The following is a 15,481-nucleotide window of genomic DNA, read 5'->3' as shown; positions in this document are numbered from 1 at the left end:
GAATTATCAACAACCTATATTTAACTTTAACGATGAGAGCTTTGAAGTATATTATATTGATGCACAAAGAATTTATTTGTTTTAGGTAAAAAAAGTGATAAAATGTTAGTAAGTACTTACTAATATAAATCTACTATCAAGGCACTGTAAGGTAAAAAAATTTAAAGATTGGGGAGATAAGAATGAATAATAAATTAACTCATAGCTTTGCTTTATTTGCTTTAATCTCAGGTTTTTTTATGGCAATTTTAGATTCAAACATAGTTAATATTGTCTTACCTGAAATGACAATCAGTTTTAACACTTCGGTAGAACATATTTCTTGGGTTATAAATAGTTATAATTTAGCATTTGCTGTTTGTTTGTTACCTATGGCAAAATTAGCTGATCGATTTGGACGTAAAAAGTTTTATGTAATAGGTTTATTTGTATTTACAATTAGTTCTTTATTATGTGGACTATCTATTTCATTGGAAACAATAGTCCTATTTAGAGTAATTCAAGGAATTTCAGCAGCTATAATTGTTCCGGTGGCAATGCCTTTAGGTTTAGAATTAGTACCAAAAGAAAAGCAAGGGATTATAGGAGGAATAATGGGGGCCTTTGGAGGACTTGCTGCAGCTATTGGACCGGCTTTGGGGGGAATACTAAGTGATCAATTAAGCTGGAAGTGGATTTTTTTCATAAATATTCCTATAGGATTGATTGCCTGTGTATTAGTATTGATTTTATTTAAAGAATCTTATGATGAATTATCAGAGAAGAAAATAGATTGGTTAGGGGTATTGTTATCTTCTCTATTTTTATTTACTTTAGTTTTAGCTTTATTAAAAGTGAATGACGATAGTTGGAACAAAGAGTATATAATTTTATTATTTGTAATATCTATTATTAGTTTTATAAGTTTTATTAATATTGAAAAAAAATCAAAGTATCCAATATTACCACTTTGGCTATTTAATAATCGTCAATTTTCAGTCGGAAATCTATTGCTATTTATAGTAGGAATGGGTATGATGAATATCATTTTTTTATTATCATTTTTTTTAACACAGGTTCAAGGAATAAGTGAATTGAAAGCAGGTCTGATAATTAGTGTATTGGCCATATTTTCTATGATTGTGACAACTATAATGACACCTATAGCCACTAAAAAAGGTAGTAGATGGATAGGAATGGCAGGAATGTTGTTATTAGCTGTTACTACTTACTCTTTTACTACAATGTCTACAGATTTTACAAGTTTAGATTATATTTGGCGAGTAGCAGTAGGTGGGGTAGGAACAGGATGCACACTTGCTCCAATATCTACTACTGCAATTTTAAGTGTTCCTGTTAATAAGTCGGGTATGGCTTCTAGCATAACAAATATATCTCGTACTATTGGTAGTATATTAGGTGTAGCAGTTTTAGTAGCATTACTAAATAATCAATTGGAATCACAACTAAATCTGGTCAAAAAAGAAATGGTAAACAAAGTTGAACATACAAATATGCCAAAAGAAATAAAAGAGAAATTAATTATAAATGTTCAACAAATAGATAGAAAACATATGAAAGACACATCTTCTAAAGATTCTTTAGAGAAATTTATTTATCAAATAGAAGAAAGAAAAAAAGTTGCTATACATAATACTCCTGAAGAGCTTGCAGAAAAAGTAAATCAAGATTTTGAATTACAAGAAAAAACAATCTCGGATATATATCAGGATGCAAAGAAGCAATATAAAAAAGCGATTACTAATAGTTTTAATAATACGTATAGATATAGTTGTATTATTTTGATTTTAGGAATTATTTTTTCGGTATTTAATACAGCAAAAAGACAGGAATCTGTATATTATTTAAAATCATAAGCAGTTTGTGTAGTACAGATTTTATGAAATTTAATGTGAGGTAGGAGCAGATGCAAATAATCGCCGTAAATATATCAGAGGAGCTTTCTGTCAATGATTTTGAAGAACTTCTTAGCTATGTTCCATTAGAAAAACAAAAAAAAATAAAGAGTTTTTTGCATTTTAAAGATGCAAAACGAACATTAGTTGGAGAAATATTAGTTAGATCTATACTAGGTAAACAATTATCATTAAAGAACAAAGATATTAATATATATTACAATGCCTATGGCAAGCCTTATATAAAGATAGAGGGAAATTATTTCAATCTATCACATTCAGGAGATTGGGTGGTTTGTGCATTTGATTCATCACCAGTGGGAATTGATGTAGAAATTATTAAATTGATAGATTTAAGTCTAGTGCTATCTTTTTTTTCCACTGAAGAAGCGGAATATGTATTTTCCATTAAATCACAAAACGAACAAATTAATAGATTTTACGATTTATGGACTTTAAAAGAGAGTTATATTAAAGCGATTGGGAGAGGGTTATCGATACCTTTGGAGTCATTTTCAATTGATTTAAGAAATTATTTAGAAATAATTAAAATGAAAAGTGTATTGGATAATCGATATTATTATTTAAAAAAATTATTCATAGATGAAAATCATAAATTATCTATCTGTACTATGCATCCACAAATATCTAATGAAATTGTATTTAAAAAGATTAAAGAGATTATCTCTTTAATGAAAGAGAATGCTTAACTAAAATAACGGCTTATACTAAAACAAAATTGCTGTTGGGGGTTTGTGGGGACCTAGAAGAGTGATAAAGAAGTTTCTTTTAATACTCATAGATTAATAACAAAAGAAAATACAGTGTTTTTTTGCGGTTTTTAGTATTTGTTATAATGGAGAATTTATAGCACAAGAAATTATAAATAAAAATATAATTAAAAAATTACTAACGAGGATTATGAAGATAGGGGATTTTTGTTAATTGAAAACAATTAGTATTCCATAATTTTAATTATCGGGTGTGAAAAAAGGGGAAATATGTATGGTTTACTGCCTATCAATCGTACTTAATATTATGCAAGTTGAGTGCGGACAAAATATAAAGATTTAAGGATACATACAATTGTGTGCTTCATGATGTAATAAGTGAGGATATAAGATCATTGTAATAGTTAGGTGTCGTGCAAATATATATAACATAAACATCTTTTAATATTTGTAGAGGTATATTAAAAAGCTTCATTTTAATAAAATCAAAATGAAGATAAATTATCTAGAAATTAGGAGGAATTACGTGAATGAGGAATTAAATTATCTGGCTGAATCCTTTATAGATTGCCAAATAGCTACTGAGAAAATAATTGGGTCAGAATATAGTGATTTTATAGCCCTTGCTAACCTATCAAAAGAACTAGCATCTTTTAATAGATTTACAAATGTAGAAGTAATAGACCTTTGGCGGAAGTATCGGATTAATAAATATATACAAAGAAAATATAGATTAACCCCTCATTATTACAAAGGAGTTAAAGAAATAGTAGGATTAGATAACATTTATTTGTGTAAAAAAGCTCAGGGATTTTTTTGTACTTTTCAATTTGGTGATTTTAATCTCATTGATTATCAATTATGTAAAATATTTAAAACAAATGTTTTTTTAACTCGAAGTAAATATTTGAATATTTCCGATTTAAAAAAGATTAAGGAAGATGAGATTTATCCTGGTTTGTTATTTTTAGATAACTTTTTGTGTAAGCGGATTAGTACAGAAGATAATAATACAACTTTTTTAAACCTAACATTTAAATCAGAAGCAATTAATTTATTATGTTCATTAAAAAAACCGTTATGTTTATTGATTGCTGATAAGAATAGAAATGGAGAATCACGTTTGGTAGCCTATAATTTATTTAAATCAATACATGTAGGTCAGAATAAAAAACAAAAATTATTTACATGTATATTAGAACCCTTTAATTTGAAAGTGAGATTATATCCTCATTTATGGGGATTATGGGATAAACTCTACACTTATGAAATAAGGAGTGAGGAAAATCTTAAATTTACAAAATTAGAAGTTGATTGGTTTGATAATGATAAAAGTTTAGGGCTAAATATAAAGACGGGAAATATATTGAATTTGGAAAAAAGTACAAAATCTAACCTTGAAGTTCTAGAGCGAGTATAGTGAAATGGATACAACTTGATTGATAGATTTTAAAGAGAGTTAATAATCATGTAGAGAAAGCTCGCTGTTAAAGAGCAAATTATGATTTGTCTACTACAACGAGATAGTTAAAGTATTCTATGGATAAAATGAAAAAAAATTCTAATTTTTTAAAGTTTAATACATAAATTATTGTGGCATTTCCTTACAGTACCATCTTTTTTAGAAAAATGATGGTAAATTGAAGGTAGATAGTATCGATAAAATTAATTGCAATGAAGAGAGTATAAAAAACAATGTAAATGAAAAGATAGTGGTTAAAAAATAGAGAAAAAGACACCAAATTTTATGGTGTCTTTTTTTGTTTAAGGATATCAAAGAAATTGTTATATTATGAGTTTCTATTGTGAAGCCATAAAGAATAAGCGTATAATATTATAGGTCTCCCATTTGCGAGACAAACCGCGAATGATAAATAAGATTGTTGTTTTATCATCGCTTCTAAACATATAGACAATGAAAGTAACACTGGAATACAGATAGGGAGTTATAAAATGAAATTAATTATTGCCGAGAAACCAGATCAAGGGTTGGCTCTTGTTTCACAGTTTAAATATCGCCGGAAAGATGGATATTTAGAAGTAGAAGCGAATGAGTTATTTCCAAATGGAGCGTACTGTACATGGGCAATTGGTCATTTGACGCAGTTATGTAATCCAGAGCATTATCACGCAGAGTGGAAAAAATGGTCACTTGATACGTTACCGATGATTCCTGAACGATTTCAATTTGAAGTAACAAAGTCAAAGTATAAGCAATTTAACGTTGTGAAACAGCTGTTACATAATCCACAGGTAACAGAAATCATTCACGCAGGAGATGCTGGGCGTGAAGGGGAACTGATCGTACGAAATATTATTAATCTTTGTAACGTGCAAAAGCCGATGAAACGTCTATGGATTTCATCTTTAACGAAGCAAGCTATTTACCAAGGATTTAAAAATCTACTTGATGAATCAGATACAATTAATACGTATTACGAAGCATACACAAGATCTTGCGCTGACTGGGTTGTTGGTATGAATGCATCACGTGTCTTTAGTATTTTGTTAAAGAAAAAAGGAATGAATGATGTATTTTCTGCTGGTCGTGTCCAAACACCAACGTTAGCATTGATTGTAAAGCGAGAGAAAGAAATTGAAAACTTTAAGTCAGAGCCTTTCTGGGAAGTGTTTGCAACCTTTAATATAGAAGGAAAGAAATATGACGGGAAATGGGAAAAGGATAATGAATCCCGCTTAAAAGACCCTGATATGGCGAATAAAATTGCGGCATTTTGCCAAGGGAAACCGGCTGTTGTGAAGGAAATGAAAACGGAGCGTAAAGAGTTTCAGCCGCCGCTTTTATTTAACTTATCATCACTGCAAGCAACGGCAAATAAAGCCTTTAAGTTTTCACCGAAAAAGACGCTTGATATAACGCAAGCACTATATCAAAAAGGGATTGTTTCTTATCCACGTTCAGATTCTAACTATGTTACACAAGGAGAAGCAGCGACGTTCCCTGATATTTTACAGAAGTTAAGTCAGTTTGATGAATATAAAGGCTTATTACCGGCTCCGGTTGAATCCATTATGAATAACAAGCGTTATGTAAATGAAAAGAAAGTAACAGATCACTACGCAATTATTCCGACAGAGCAAGTTACAAACCCAAGCAGACTATCAGGTGATGAAAAGAAAATATACGATATGATCGTAAGAAGGCTTATTGCAGCTCATTATGAAGTTGCAATCTTTGACTATACAACAATCATTACGCTTGTAGATGAACGTGCTGAATTCATTTCAAAAGGAAAACAGCAAATTCAAGAAGGTTGGCGTAAAGTTATTTTCCAAGACGATAAAGATGACGAAACCATTCTTCCAATTGTAGCTGAAGGCGAAGAAGGAAAAGTTGTAAAGGTGAAAGTGAAAGAAGGAAAAACACAGCCACCGAAGCGCTATACAGAAGGACAACTTATTACGTTAATGAAAACAGCTGGTAAGTATTTAGAGAATGAAGAGCTGGAGAAAGTATTAAAGAAAACAGAAGGTTTAGGTACGGAAGCGACTCGCGCAGGTATTATTACGATGCTGAAAGACCGTAAGTATATAGATGTAAAGAAAAACCAAGTGTATGCAACTGATAAAGGAAAAGTATTAATTACCGCAATTGGTGACAAAATACTAGCTTCACCAGAAATGACTGCGAAATGGGAACAACGTCTTGCGGAAATTGGTGAAGGTACAGCTTCACCAGCTACATTTATGGAACAGACGGAAAAGCTATCAGCTAAAATTATTGAAGATGCAGTGGAAATGTCAGAGAAATGGGACTTTACTGGATTGCATGTTGAATCGATTGAGCGAAAAGGATCGAAATTTACAACAGGTAAAAAGGTTGGTAGCTGTAAAAAATGTGATGGCGATGTAATTGATAAGTCAACGTTTTACGGCTGTTCTAATTACAACACGACACAATGTGACTTTACCATCTCGAAGAAAATATTAAGTAAAACAATTTCGCAAAAGAATATGACAAAGCTATTAAAAGGTGAAAAGACCGATTTAATTAAAGGCTTTAAAAAGGGCGAGAAAACATTTGATGCGAAGTTAGAGTGGAAAGATAATAAGATTAATTTTGTGTTTGAGAATTAAGTTGTTTTAACAAATAAAAATATGATAATTAAAAAATATCCTATAGAATAGACGCTTAAAAAAGTCTATTCTATAGGATATTTTTTTGAATAAGTAGTACTATATGTTTTTGTTTGAAATGAAATATACAATAAAAAAATCTTTATAATTGATAATTATTTATTGTAAAACAATAAATTGTGTATTAAAATCATTATCATAATAAATCAGTGAGATGCTTTTTATAGAAAGGTAACAAAGCTGTTTTTTATTAGAGGAGGTAAAATTATGAACAATCAAAATTTGATTATCGAAAATATGGATAACCCTCATGAGTTGGAGAAGATGTATAGAAAAGATCCGAAAGCTTTTAAAAAATCATTCTCACAAGCATGGGACCAAAAACCTGATTCTCAGGTTCTAGCTGCTTGGTATGAAAGGTTGCATTTCAAGGAGAAGGTAAATAAAGAAAAAACATCTTTGTTTCAAAATGGTTTCTTATTCATGGGCCTTTTAGCTATTTTGGCCGGCATAAGCACTAGAATCATTTTCCACTTTGTTGAGCAGGAAGCAATTGCTCCAATTAATTTGGCTTTTGGTGTAATTCCCTTTATTGCTGCTTATTTTGTTTACAATAATACTCCGAAAAAAAGTATTATTTATTCCCTTGCAGCGTTGTTCCTAATTTCCGGGTATTATCTTAATACGCTGCCAGTAAATTATAAAGACAGTACCATACTTGCTTATTTACATCTTCCTATATTTTTATGGGTCTTAGTAGGGCTTGCATTTACAGGAAATGAATATTCAAAAGGCAGTACAAGATTAGCCTATATTAAATTTAATTTAGAATATTGTCTTCTCTACGGGAGCATGGCAGTGAGCGGAATGATACTTGCGGTATTCACCATGCGTTTATTTAGCTTTGTTGACTTAGATATAGGAGAATTCTATTTTAGTAATGTTGTTTTATTTGGAGCAGCGGCTCTCGCTATTGTGACTGCATACTTAGTATCAATGAATCTTAAGCTTGCTAAAAATATTACACCATACATATCTAAAATTTTTAGTCCTCTCGTCCTGATTACCTTGCTTATCTATCTTATAACGGTAATTTGGGTCGGGAAAAATCCATTCTTGGATCGCAATTTCCTAATGGCCTTCAACGGAATACTGCTTGGCGTATTGGCTGTTACTATATTTTCTATCGTTGAGAGTGACTCGGACGAGAAAAAGAACATTTCAGATTATATAAATTTTTCCTTAATTGTTCTGGCGCTTATTATTGACACTGTCGCATTGTCAGCCATAGTATTCAGACTTTCTTCTTACGGGATTACACCTAATAGACTTGCTGTTTTAGGTGTAAACATACTGGTCTGGGCAAATTTAATTTGGATTATGTTTTCCTATATGCGTTTCTTGCAAAATAAATCAGGACCAAAAGCTATCCAAGATGCCGTTACGAAGTATTTGCCAATATACGGACTTTGGGCAGCTTTCGTTATATTTACGTTTCCTATCATTTTTAATTAGAAAGGATCTGTTAATGCGGGAGTGGTGAGGGCTAATAATCATTGGGGGATGAACAACCCCCCCAATGATTAAAGTTTCACTTTATTACAATTGGTATTATTACGTTTGTAGTTTCGGTAATTTCATTTGTATTGATAAATAAGAAGCAAGTGTTGTATGTAATCTTTCCATAATAAAAACCGTCCCAAAATGGGACGATTTTTATTATGCGTATTGCCGTTTTTTCTTAATAAGCAACAAAACTTGTGAAACAAAAGCTAGTACCGGTAACTCAATCAACGGTCCAATAACGAGTGCAAGTGCGATAAGAGGCTCGTCTGGAAAAGCTGTTACAGCGATAGCGAGTGCAACAGGTGAGTTTCTTGCTAACGTTGTTAAGCTTAGACTTACTGTATCTTTGTAAGATAAATGCATCATGCGCCCGATAAATTGTCCTAGTAAGAAATTAATGATGAAGAACAATAGAACAGGAACGAGTAATAATAAAACGATATTCATATTTTGCAGTAAATATTTACCTTGTGATGCAAACATCGCTACTATTGCTAAACTTAAAAATACAATTTGAGCAGAGCTGAAAAACGGAATGAGTTTATTCTCGAGAGTTTCAGCTTTTTTCATTTTATTCATAATGAATTTTGTAGCGTGTGCAAGTATAAATGGTAAGACGATTACGATAACAATACTTTCTACTAAAACAGAAACCGCTACAGTTTTCATGACACCAGCAAATAAAAATAAATAAATGGGAAGGAGCAGTACTTGCAAAATTAAATTTACAGGTAAAATTGCAGTAGAAAGTGCTACATTACCTTTCGCTATTTCAGTAAAGATTAAGTACCAATCTGTACATGGAGTAACCATTAACATTATAAATCCAACCCAAAGTGCTGGATGATCGGAAAGAAATAGTGCTCCTAACCCCCAAGCGAGTAAAGGTGTCCATAAGAAGTTAATAGTAAGACTTGTTCCAGCAAATTTTAAATTGCGAAATCCGTTTTTTATTTCTTTTAATGGAATGCTGAGGAATAATCCATATAGCATGAAAAATAAGAAGGGGACAATAAATTTGTCTGAATACGTATGTATCATATTAAATTGTCCGAGTACGATGCCGCATGTAACAGCAAAAAGAATAATAAAAGTTTGAATCTTTTCTATAGTGCTCATGAATAAATCCTTTCTATATATGAATTTTCCTCTCAAAGTTTATTATACAAGTAATAAAGATGTATTTGGTGTTCAATTGTATTTTAGTTAATATTTTTAAATTGAGATTTTATTTTTTATTAAAAGTTACTTGACTAAAGTAAGTGACTATATTACAATCACTTACATAAGGTAATTAAATAACAAAAAGTTGTGATAGCGTAACTTAAGGTATCTATTGGAACTTTTTCTTAGAATAAGAATTTTTATGATGATGAATAATGAATATGAAAAGAAAGATTAGGTGAAGAAAATGGGACTATTTAGCTCATTATTTGGTAAAAAAGAAGAAAATACGAATGTAGAGGGGAATAAAAAAATGTCAAAAGTATTATTTGTAAAAGCAAACGATCGTCCAGCGGAGCAAGCAGTTAGTTCAAAAATGTATGAAACATTTGTAAGTACTTATAAAGAAGCAAATCCAAATACAGAAATTACGGAATTAGATTTATTTGCATTAGATCTTCCTTATTACGGAAATATCGCGATTTCAGGTGGATATAAACGTAGCCAAGGCATGGAGTTAACTGCTGAAGAAGAGAAGGCAGTTGCTACAGTAGATCAATATTTAAATCAGTTTTTAGAAGCTGATAAGGTTGTATTTGCATTCCCATTATGGAACTTTACAGTACCAGCGCCATTAATCACATATATTTCATACTTATCTCAAGCTGGAAAAACGTTTAAATATACAGCAAATGGCCCAGAAGGTTTAGTTGGTGGTAAAAAAGTAGTTGTGTTAGGTGCTCGTGGTTCAGATTACTCTTCAGAGCAAATGGCTCCTATGGAAATGGCAGTTAATTACGTAACAACGGTACTTGGATTCTGGGGAATTACAAATCCAGAGACAGTTGTAATTGAAGGACACAATCAATATCCAGATCGTTCACAACAAATTGTTGAAGAAGGTCTAGAAAACGTTAAAAAAGTAGCAGCAAAATTTTAATTCATGATAGTAAATGGAAAAACCAACATGGATGACCATGTTGGTTTTTTAGTCTATTTTTCATGTTAAAAAATGTATATTTATAAAATAAAAGAAAAGTTCGAAAATAGTATTGCAAAATATTATATAGCAAACTATAATGAGTTCAAGAATAGTTGATAATTAAATTAAATATTCAGAAAAATCAATTAGTTAAAATTGGAAAATGAGATAAGGAAACTTGAATGGGGGTTATATTATGGCGAATAAAGTACCGTTTTCGTTCATAGTAGTTATTGGATTAATGTTATTTGCACTATTTTTTGGAGCGGGAAATTTAATTTTCCCAGCGATGCTTGGTCAATCAGCAGGAGAGAATGTATGGATTGCTAACGCTGGATTTTTAGTAACTGGTGTTGGATTACCATTACTAGGTGTGCTAGCATTTGGTTTTTCAGGTAAAGATGATTTGCAGTCGTTAGCTAGTCGTGCTCACCCAGTGTTTGGGATTGTGTTTACAACAGTTTTATACTTAGCGATTGGTCCGTTATTTGCAATACCGAGAACAGGAAATGTTTCTTATGAAATTGGTCTTAAGCCGTTTATGCCAGAGGGAGTAGGTTCTACACCTTTAATTCTTTTCACAATTATATTCTTTAGCATCACTTGTTTTTTTTCGCTAAATCCCGCGAAAATTGTCGATATTGTTGGAAAAATTTTAACGCCAATTAAGTTGACTTTCATCGGTATTTTAGTAATCGTTGCTTTTATACATCCGATTGGAGATATGCAAGCACCAGTGGAAGCTTATACATCACATGCATTCTTTAAAGGATTCCAAGAAGGATACTTAACGATGGATACGCTCGCATCATTCGTATTCGGGATTATCATCATCAATGCTATTAAAGAAAAAGGTGCGAAAACGAAAACACAAATTATGGTCGTTTGTGCAAAAGCGACAATTATTGCAGCATCTATTTTAGCAATTATCTATACAGCACTTTCTTATATGGGTGCTTCAAGTGTTGCAAAGCTTGGACATTTAGAGAACGGCGGAGAAGTATTAGCGAAAGTTTCTAACTACTATTTCGGATCATATGGCGGAGTATTATTAGGATTAATGATTACAGTAGCTTGTTTAACAACTAGTGTGGGACTTGTATCAGCATGTTCTTCATTCTTCCATAAGTTATTCCCAAATGTTCCTTACAAAGCAATTGCAATCACGCTATGTGTATTTAGTGCAATTGTTGCAAATGTAGGATTAACACAGTTAATCGCAGTTTCTGTTCCAGTATTAACAGCAATTTATCCACTAGCAATCGTATTGATTTTCTTAACATTCTTCCATTCATTATTCAAAGGAAGAGCTGAAGTTTATCAAGTGAGCTTAATCGTAACATTTATCATCAGCTTATTCGATGGATTAAGTGCAGCTGGAGTTAACATTGAAGTAGTAAGCCAAGTGTTCACTAAATTCCTTCCGATGCAGGAAGTAGGATTAGGCTGGATCTTCCCAGCGATTATCGGTGGATTTATCGGATATGGACTTAGCATTTTAAAAGTGAAAAACCAAGTTCAACCAGCAACTAGAGCGGATAAGAAAATAGGTTAAATAAAAAAAGTTATAGAACTTGTTTCTATAGCTTTTTTTGTTACTATTAATAATGAGAAAAAATAAAGTAGTAGGGGAAATAAAATGAAAAAAACAATTGATCATATCGGAATCGCAGTTCGTGATATAGATAGTACGATACGTTTTTATGAAAATGTGTTACTAGGAACTTTAATAGATCGTTACGTAAGTGAAGCTCCTGGTGTGGAAAGCGAAGTAGCCATTCTTGAAGTGGATGGAGATAGAATTGAATTACTTGCACCGACGAATAATACGACATCTCCAATTGCCCGTTTTATTAAACAAAAAGGTAAAGGTGTTCATCACGTTGCGTATCGTGTCGATGATTTAGATGTGGCTCTAGAAGAGTTAAAAGAACAAGGTATTCGGACATTAGAGCATACACTACGCATTAATAAGCACGGTAGAAGGTTAATTTATCTTAACCCAGCGGATACTGAAGGAACGATTATCGAGTATTGTGATTATCCGGAAGAGAAATAGAAGAGGGATATTTTTTTAAAGGTGTTACGTAATAACGTAATACCTTTTTATTTATGTATTTCACATTTTCTTCACAAATGATTCACGATAACTTTTCTTCTTTGATAACTTACATAAATATATTTTATGATATAATAACAATCGACTTTAAAAATGTAAGTTGTATCTATCATGATAGTTACTATTATATTAGAAGTTTAGAGGTGGAAGAGAAATAAAGAGTTATACTTTCTAGAAGTTTATATTTAATCAGGTTAATATTTCGCCGGAGAATCAAACTTCGGAAGTTAAAGTAATGAAAATAGAGCGATGAGGAAGAAAGAAGTGAAATGAGTATGAAAGTAATGAGAAGATTAGGGACATGGTTATTACTTGCATGTGTGCTTATCATATTGATACCGAAAAGTGCATCTGCTCATGCGTACGTTGTGAAATCAAACCCTACTGAAAATGAAACATTGAAGAAAGCACCATCTGTTGTAAAAATCGAATTCGATGAGGACATACAAGTTTCACGTTTTAATACATTGTACGTGAGAGATACATCAGGTAAAAGAGTCGATTTAAAAGATGCTCATATTGATAAAAAAAATAAAAAGCTATTAGAAGCTGGATTAAAAGAAAACCTCAAAAATGGTCTTTACTCCATTCAGTGGAAAGTGATTTCAGCTGATGGACATCCAATTCAAGGAGTTATCCCGTTTCGGATTGGATTAGCGGAAGCGGAAACAGACGATATACAAGTGGAAGAGATGGGGTATGTCCCGCAAATCGATATGATTATGGAACGTGGGATTCTATATACGAGTTTCTCGCTATTTTTAGGAGTTCTCTTCTTTAATCTTATTATGTATAAAGGGAATGCAACCTCGGTTCGATCAAGGAGTAAGAACATAATATGGATCTCCTTATTTGGGATATTTATTAGCTTGTTATTCAACCTACCATTGCAAGCGAAAATAAATGCCGATGTTTCGTGGCTAGAAGCATTCAACCCTTTACTATTAAAAGAAACATTACAGCTTTCTGTTTTTGGTTATATATGGATCACTCAAATGGTTCTCATTAGTACGCTTATAATTGTTACGTATTTTGCGGTGAAGCATGAGAAGTTTTCGTCGTTTAAAGTATGGAGTATTCCAATAGTGCTGTTTATTGGAATACTTGTTATGAAAGCATTTAATAGTCACGCATATGGTTTAAAGTTTAAAGATATTGCTGTTGTTATGGATTTTTTACATTTATTCGCAGCTTCATTATGGATTGGTGGTTTATCGTCTATTATTCTTCTGTTACGTAAAGAGGATAACAAATGGAATATGTATTGGGATATGATTAAGCGTTTTTCACCGTGGGCAACATGCGCTGTCATTGTGATTTTAATAACAGGTCTTTTTAACAGTACATTTTTTATTCCAACAATCCACTCGTTATTTGATACGAAGTATGGATTAGCTTTACTAGCAAAGATACTTTTATTCGTTTTCATGGGGATATTGGGAATTATTCATTATGTGAAAGGGAAAATGAGAGCGGAGCAAGGATTAGGTGCTACGGTGAAAGTAGAGTTTATCATTGGAATTATCATTTTCGTCATCGTAGCTTTTATGACAAACGTACAAACACCACCGATGCCTCCTACTGGACCTTTTACAGAGAGTAAACAATTAGATAATGGATATGAAATGACGCTAAATGTAAGTCCTAATAGAGTAGGACAAAATATATTCCATATTACTTTAAAGGATGAGAACGGACAACTCGTTACTGATATGGAACAAATTATATTAACGACTCAATCGTTAGATATGAATATGGGAAAAGGATCATTTAAAGTTTCGGCAGTTTCACCGGGAGAATATGAAGCAGAAGGTATGTATATTAACATGACAGGAAACTGGAATATACAAGTACATGGATTAACGAAATCGCTTGATAGCTTCGATACGGATTATAAATTTATTGTAGGTGGCAGATAAAGTAAAACTTTAAGCAGCCCTCATCAATTGGGCTACCCGGCGAATAGCGGGATAAAGAGTAGGTATAGATAAAAAGGAGCTAATTGAAAATGGAACGTATAAAAAAATTAGGAACAACAATGATCGCAACAGCAATTACAATGGGAATGTTTTCGTTACCTGTTAGTGCGCACGTTACTGTGAAGCCAGCAACTTCTGACATCGGTTCTTGGGAGACTTACACGATAAAAGTACCAGTTGAAAAGAATATAGCAACAACAAAAGTTACACTGAAAATACCGTCTGGTGTGGAATTCCAACAGTATGAACCAGTGCCAGGGTGGAAAATGGAAGAGCAGAAAGATAATGCCGGAAAAGTGAAAACTGTAGTATGGGAAGCAATAGGAGAAGGGATTTTACCCGGTCAGTTCCAGCGATTTACTTTCGTCGCTAAAAATCCGGATAAAGAACAAAAAATAGCTTGGGATGCATATCAACAATATAAAGACGGAGAAATTGTTGAATGGACAGGCGATGAGAAAGCTGAAAAACCGCATTCACTTACTACAATTGCAAAAGGTACGTCATTAACAGGAGAACATGGTGAAGTATCTAATGTAGAAAAGAATGAAGGTACTAGTAATATGCAGTTGATAGCAATTGTTTTATCTATTTTGGCAATTGTATCTTCGGTAGGTGCGTGTGTTTTTGTAGTGCGTCGTAAAAATAAGATATAAAAAAGAGCCTACAAATAGTAGGCTCTTTCTCATATTTATTTCACTTCAACCTGCTGCCTTACAGCAAGTGTTTTCGGCTTTATATTTACAAAACAAATGCTCACAACAATAAATAATAGGCCAATAAATAAGCTCATTGTAATGGCTTCATGTAAGAAGATTGAACTTACAATAATAGCGATAAGACCTGCGGTAGTATGTCAACTGAAAAATAATATCTTTTGAAGTTATCAAAGGACAAATTGCTTAAAAAAGACATCACGAAACTAGACCAGTATTTTATGTAAAATA

At 32.2% G+C, this 15,481-nt stretch carries 11 protein-coding genes and 1 pseudogene; 10 read left to right on the top strand and 2 right to left on the bottom strand.

What is annotated here, in order from left to right:
- Positions 1 to 182: 182 nt before the first annotated feature.
- The 5 genes from MR168_RS10220 to MR168_RS10200 all read left to right on the top strand — a co-directional run bounded on the left by MR168_RS10220 (position 183) and on the right by MR168_RS10200 (position 8,239).
- On the top strand, positions 183 to 1,856 hold the full coding sequence (locus tag MR168_RS10220) for an MFS transporter (protein WP_016122316.1): 1,674 nt from the start codon (positions 183 to 185) through the stop codon (positions 1,854 to 1,856).
- 50 nt (positions 1,857 to 1,906) lie between these two features.
- Positions 1,907 to 2,605 carry a 4'-phosphopantetheinyl transferase family protein gene (locus MR168_RS10215; RefSeq protein ID WP_016122317.1) on the top strand — a complete coding sequence of 233 codons (699 nt, stop codon included), beginning with the start codon at positions 1,907 to 1,909 and terminating at the stop codon, positions 2,603 to 2,605.
- 547 nt (positions 2,606 to 3,152) lie between these two features.
- A complete protein-coding gene (locus tag MR168_RS10210) occupies positions 3,153 to 4,046 on the top strand; it encodes a hypothetical protein (protein ID WP_086412484.1) in 894 nt (297 codons plus the stop codon).
- Positions 4,047 to 4,579: 533 nt separating this feature from the next.
- Positions 4,580 to 6,724 (top strand): DNA topoisomerase III, encoded by a 2,145-nt coding sequence (topB, locus tag MR168_RS10205; RefSeq protein ID WP_086412485.1) that lies wholly within the window; start codon positions 4,580 to 4,582, stop codon positions 6,722 to 6,724.
- A 267-nt stretch (positions 6,725 to 6,991) separates the two neighbouring features.
- On the top strand, positions 6,992 to 8,239 hold the full coding sequence (locus MR168_RS10200) for a DUF4153 domain-containing protein (RefSeq protein WP_001064721.1): 1,248 nt from the start codon (positions 6,992 to 6,994) through the stop codon (positions 8,237 to 8,239).
- A gap of 204 nt (positions 8,240 to 8,443) precedes the next feature.
- On the opposite strand, the gene MR168_RS10195 is transcribed toward MR168_RS10200, so the two are convergent.
- Complete coding sequence (locus MR168_RS10195) at positions 8,444 to 9,409, bottom strand: arsenic resistance protein (protein ID WP_016122319.1); 966 nt, start codon at positions 9,407 to 9,409, stop codon at positions 8,444 to 8,446.
- 292 nt (positions 9,410 to 9,701) lie between these two features.
- Here MR168_RS10195 and MR168_RS10190 point away from each other — a divergent pair, with 292 nt between their 5' ends.
- The 5 genes from MR168_RS10190 (at position 9,702) to MR168_RS10170 (ending at position 15,190) form a co-directional block, all read left to right on the top strand.
- Positions 9,702 to 10,394 carry an FMN-dependent NADH-azoreductase gene (locus MR168_RS10190; protein ID WP_000522528.1) on the top strand — a complete coding sequence of 231 codons (693 nt, stop codon included), beginning with the start codon at positions 9,702 to 9,704 and terminating at the stop codon, positions 10,392 to 10,394.
- A gap of 238 nt (positions 10,395 to 10,632) precedes the next feature.
- Entirely contained in the window at positions 10,633 to 11,991 is a 1,359-nt protein-coding gene (gene brnQ / locus MR168_RS10185; protein ID WP_001284786.1) for a branched-chain amino acid transport system II carrier protein, read from the top strand.
- An 84-nt stretch (positions 11,992 to 12,075) separates the two neighbouring features.
- Positions 12,076 to 12,495, top strand: a complete 420-nt coding sequence (locus tag MR168_RS10180; protein ID WP_000750850.1) for a VOC family protein — start codon at positions 12,076 to 12,078, stop codon at positions 12,493 to 12,495.
- A gap of 329 nt (positions 12,496 to 12,824) precedes the next feature.
- The gene (locus MR168_RS10175; RefSeq protein ID WP_103597643.1) at positions 12,825 to 14,474 is read left to right on the top strand and encodes a copper resistance CopC/CopD family protein; all 1,650 of its coding nucleotides are present in this window, start codon (positions 12,825 to 12,827) and stop codon (positions 14,472 to 14,474) included.
- Positions 14,475 to 14,563: 89 nt separating this feature from the next.
- Positions 14,564 to 15,190, top strand: a complete 627-nt coding sequence (locus MR168_RS10170; RefSeq protein ID WP_242291249.1) for a YcnI family copper-binding membrane protein — start codon at positions 14,564 to 14,566, stop codon at positions 15,188 to 15,190.
- A gap of 35 nt (positions 15,191 to 15,225) precedes the next feature.
- On the opposite strand, the pseudogene MR168_RS10165 reads toward MR168_RS10170, so the two are convergent.
- Positions 15,226 to 15,375, bottom strand: a pseudogene (locus MR168_RS10165) (DMT family transporter); the annotation flags it as partial.
- Positions 15,376 to 15,481 lie beyond the last annotated feature (106 nt).

Origin of the sequence: Bacillus cereus group sp. BfR-BA-01356, assembly GCF_022663635.1 — a bacterium.
Lineage (GTDB): Bacteria > Bacillota > Bacilli > Bacillales > Bacillaceae_G > Bacillus_A > Bacillus_A cereus.
The sequence above is the reverse complement of the archived record's forward strand: the minus strand, read 5'-3'. Positions and strand labels throughout refer to the sequence as shown.

Bases quoted from the DNA above. Each gene is read 5' to 3' on its own strand.
- MR168_RS10190 (WP_000522528.1), top strand. From the start codon at position 9,702: ATGGGACTATTTAGCTCATTATTTGGTAAAAAAGAAGAAAATACGAAT.
- topB (WP_086412485.1), top strand. From the start codon at position 4,580: ATGAAATTAATTATTGCCGAGAAACCAGATCAAGGGTTGGCTCTTGTT.
- MR168_RS10195 (WP_016122319.1), bottom strand. From the start codon at position 9,409: ATGAGCACTATAGAAAAGATTCAAACTTTTATTATTCTTTTTGCTGTT.
- MR168_RS10175 (WP_103597643.1), top strand. From the start codon at position 12,825: ATGAGTATGAAAGTAATGAGAAGATTAGGGACATGGTTATTACTTGCA.
- MR168_RS10220 (WP_016122316.1), top strand. From the start codon at position 183: ATGAATAATAAATTAACTCATAGCTTTGCTTTATTTGCTTTAATCTCA.
- MR168_RS10170 (WP_242291249.1), top strand. From the start codon at position 14,564: ATGGAACGTATAAAAAAATTAGGAACAACAATGATCGCAACAGCAATT.
- MR168_RS10180 (WP_000750850.1), top strand. From the start codon at position 12,076: ATGAAAAAAACAATTGATCATATCGGAATCGCAGTTCGTGATATAGAT.
- MR168_RS10215 (WP_016122317.1), top strand. From the start codon at position 1,907: ATGCAAATAATCGCCGTAAATATATCAGAGGAGCTTTCTGTCAATGAT.
- brnQ (WP_001284786.1), top strand. From the start codon at position 10,633: ATGGCGAATAAAGTACCGTTTTCGTTCATAGTAGTTATTGGATTAATG.
- MR168_RS10200 (WP_001064721.1), top strand. From the start codon at position 6,992: ATGAACAATCAAAATTTGATTATCGAAAATATGGATAACCCTCATGAG.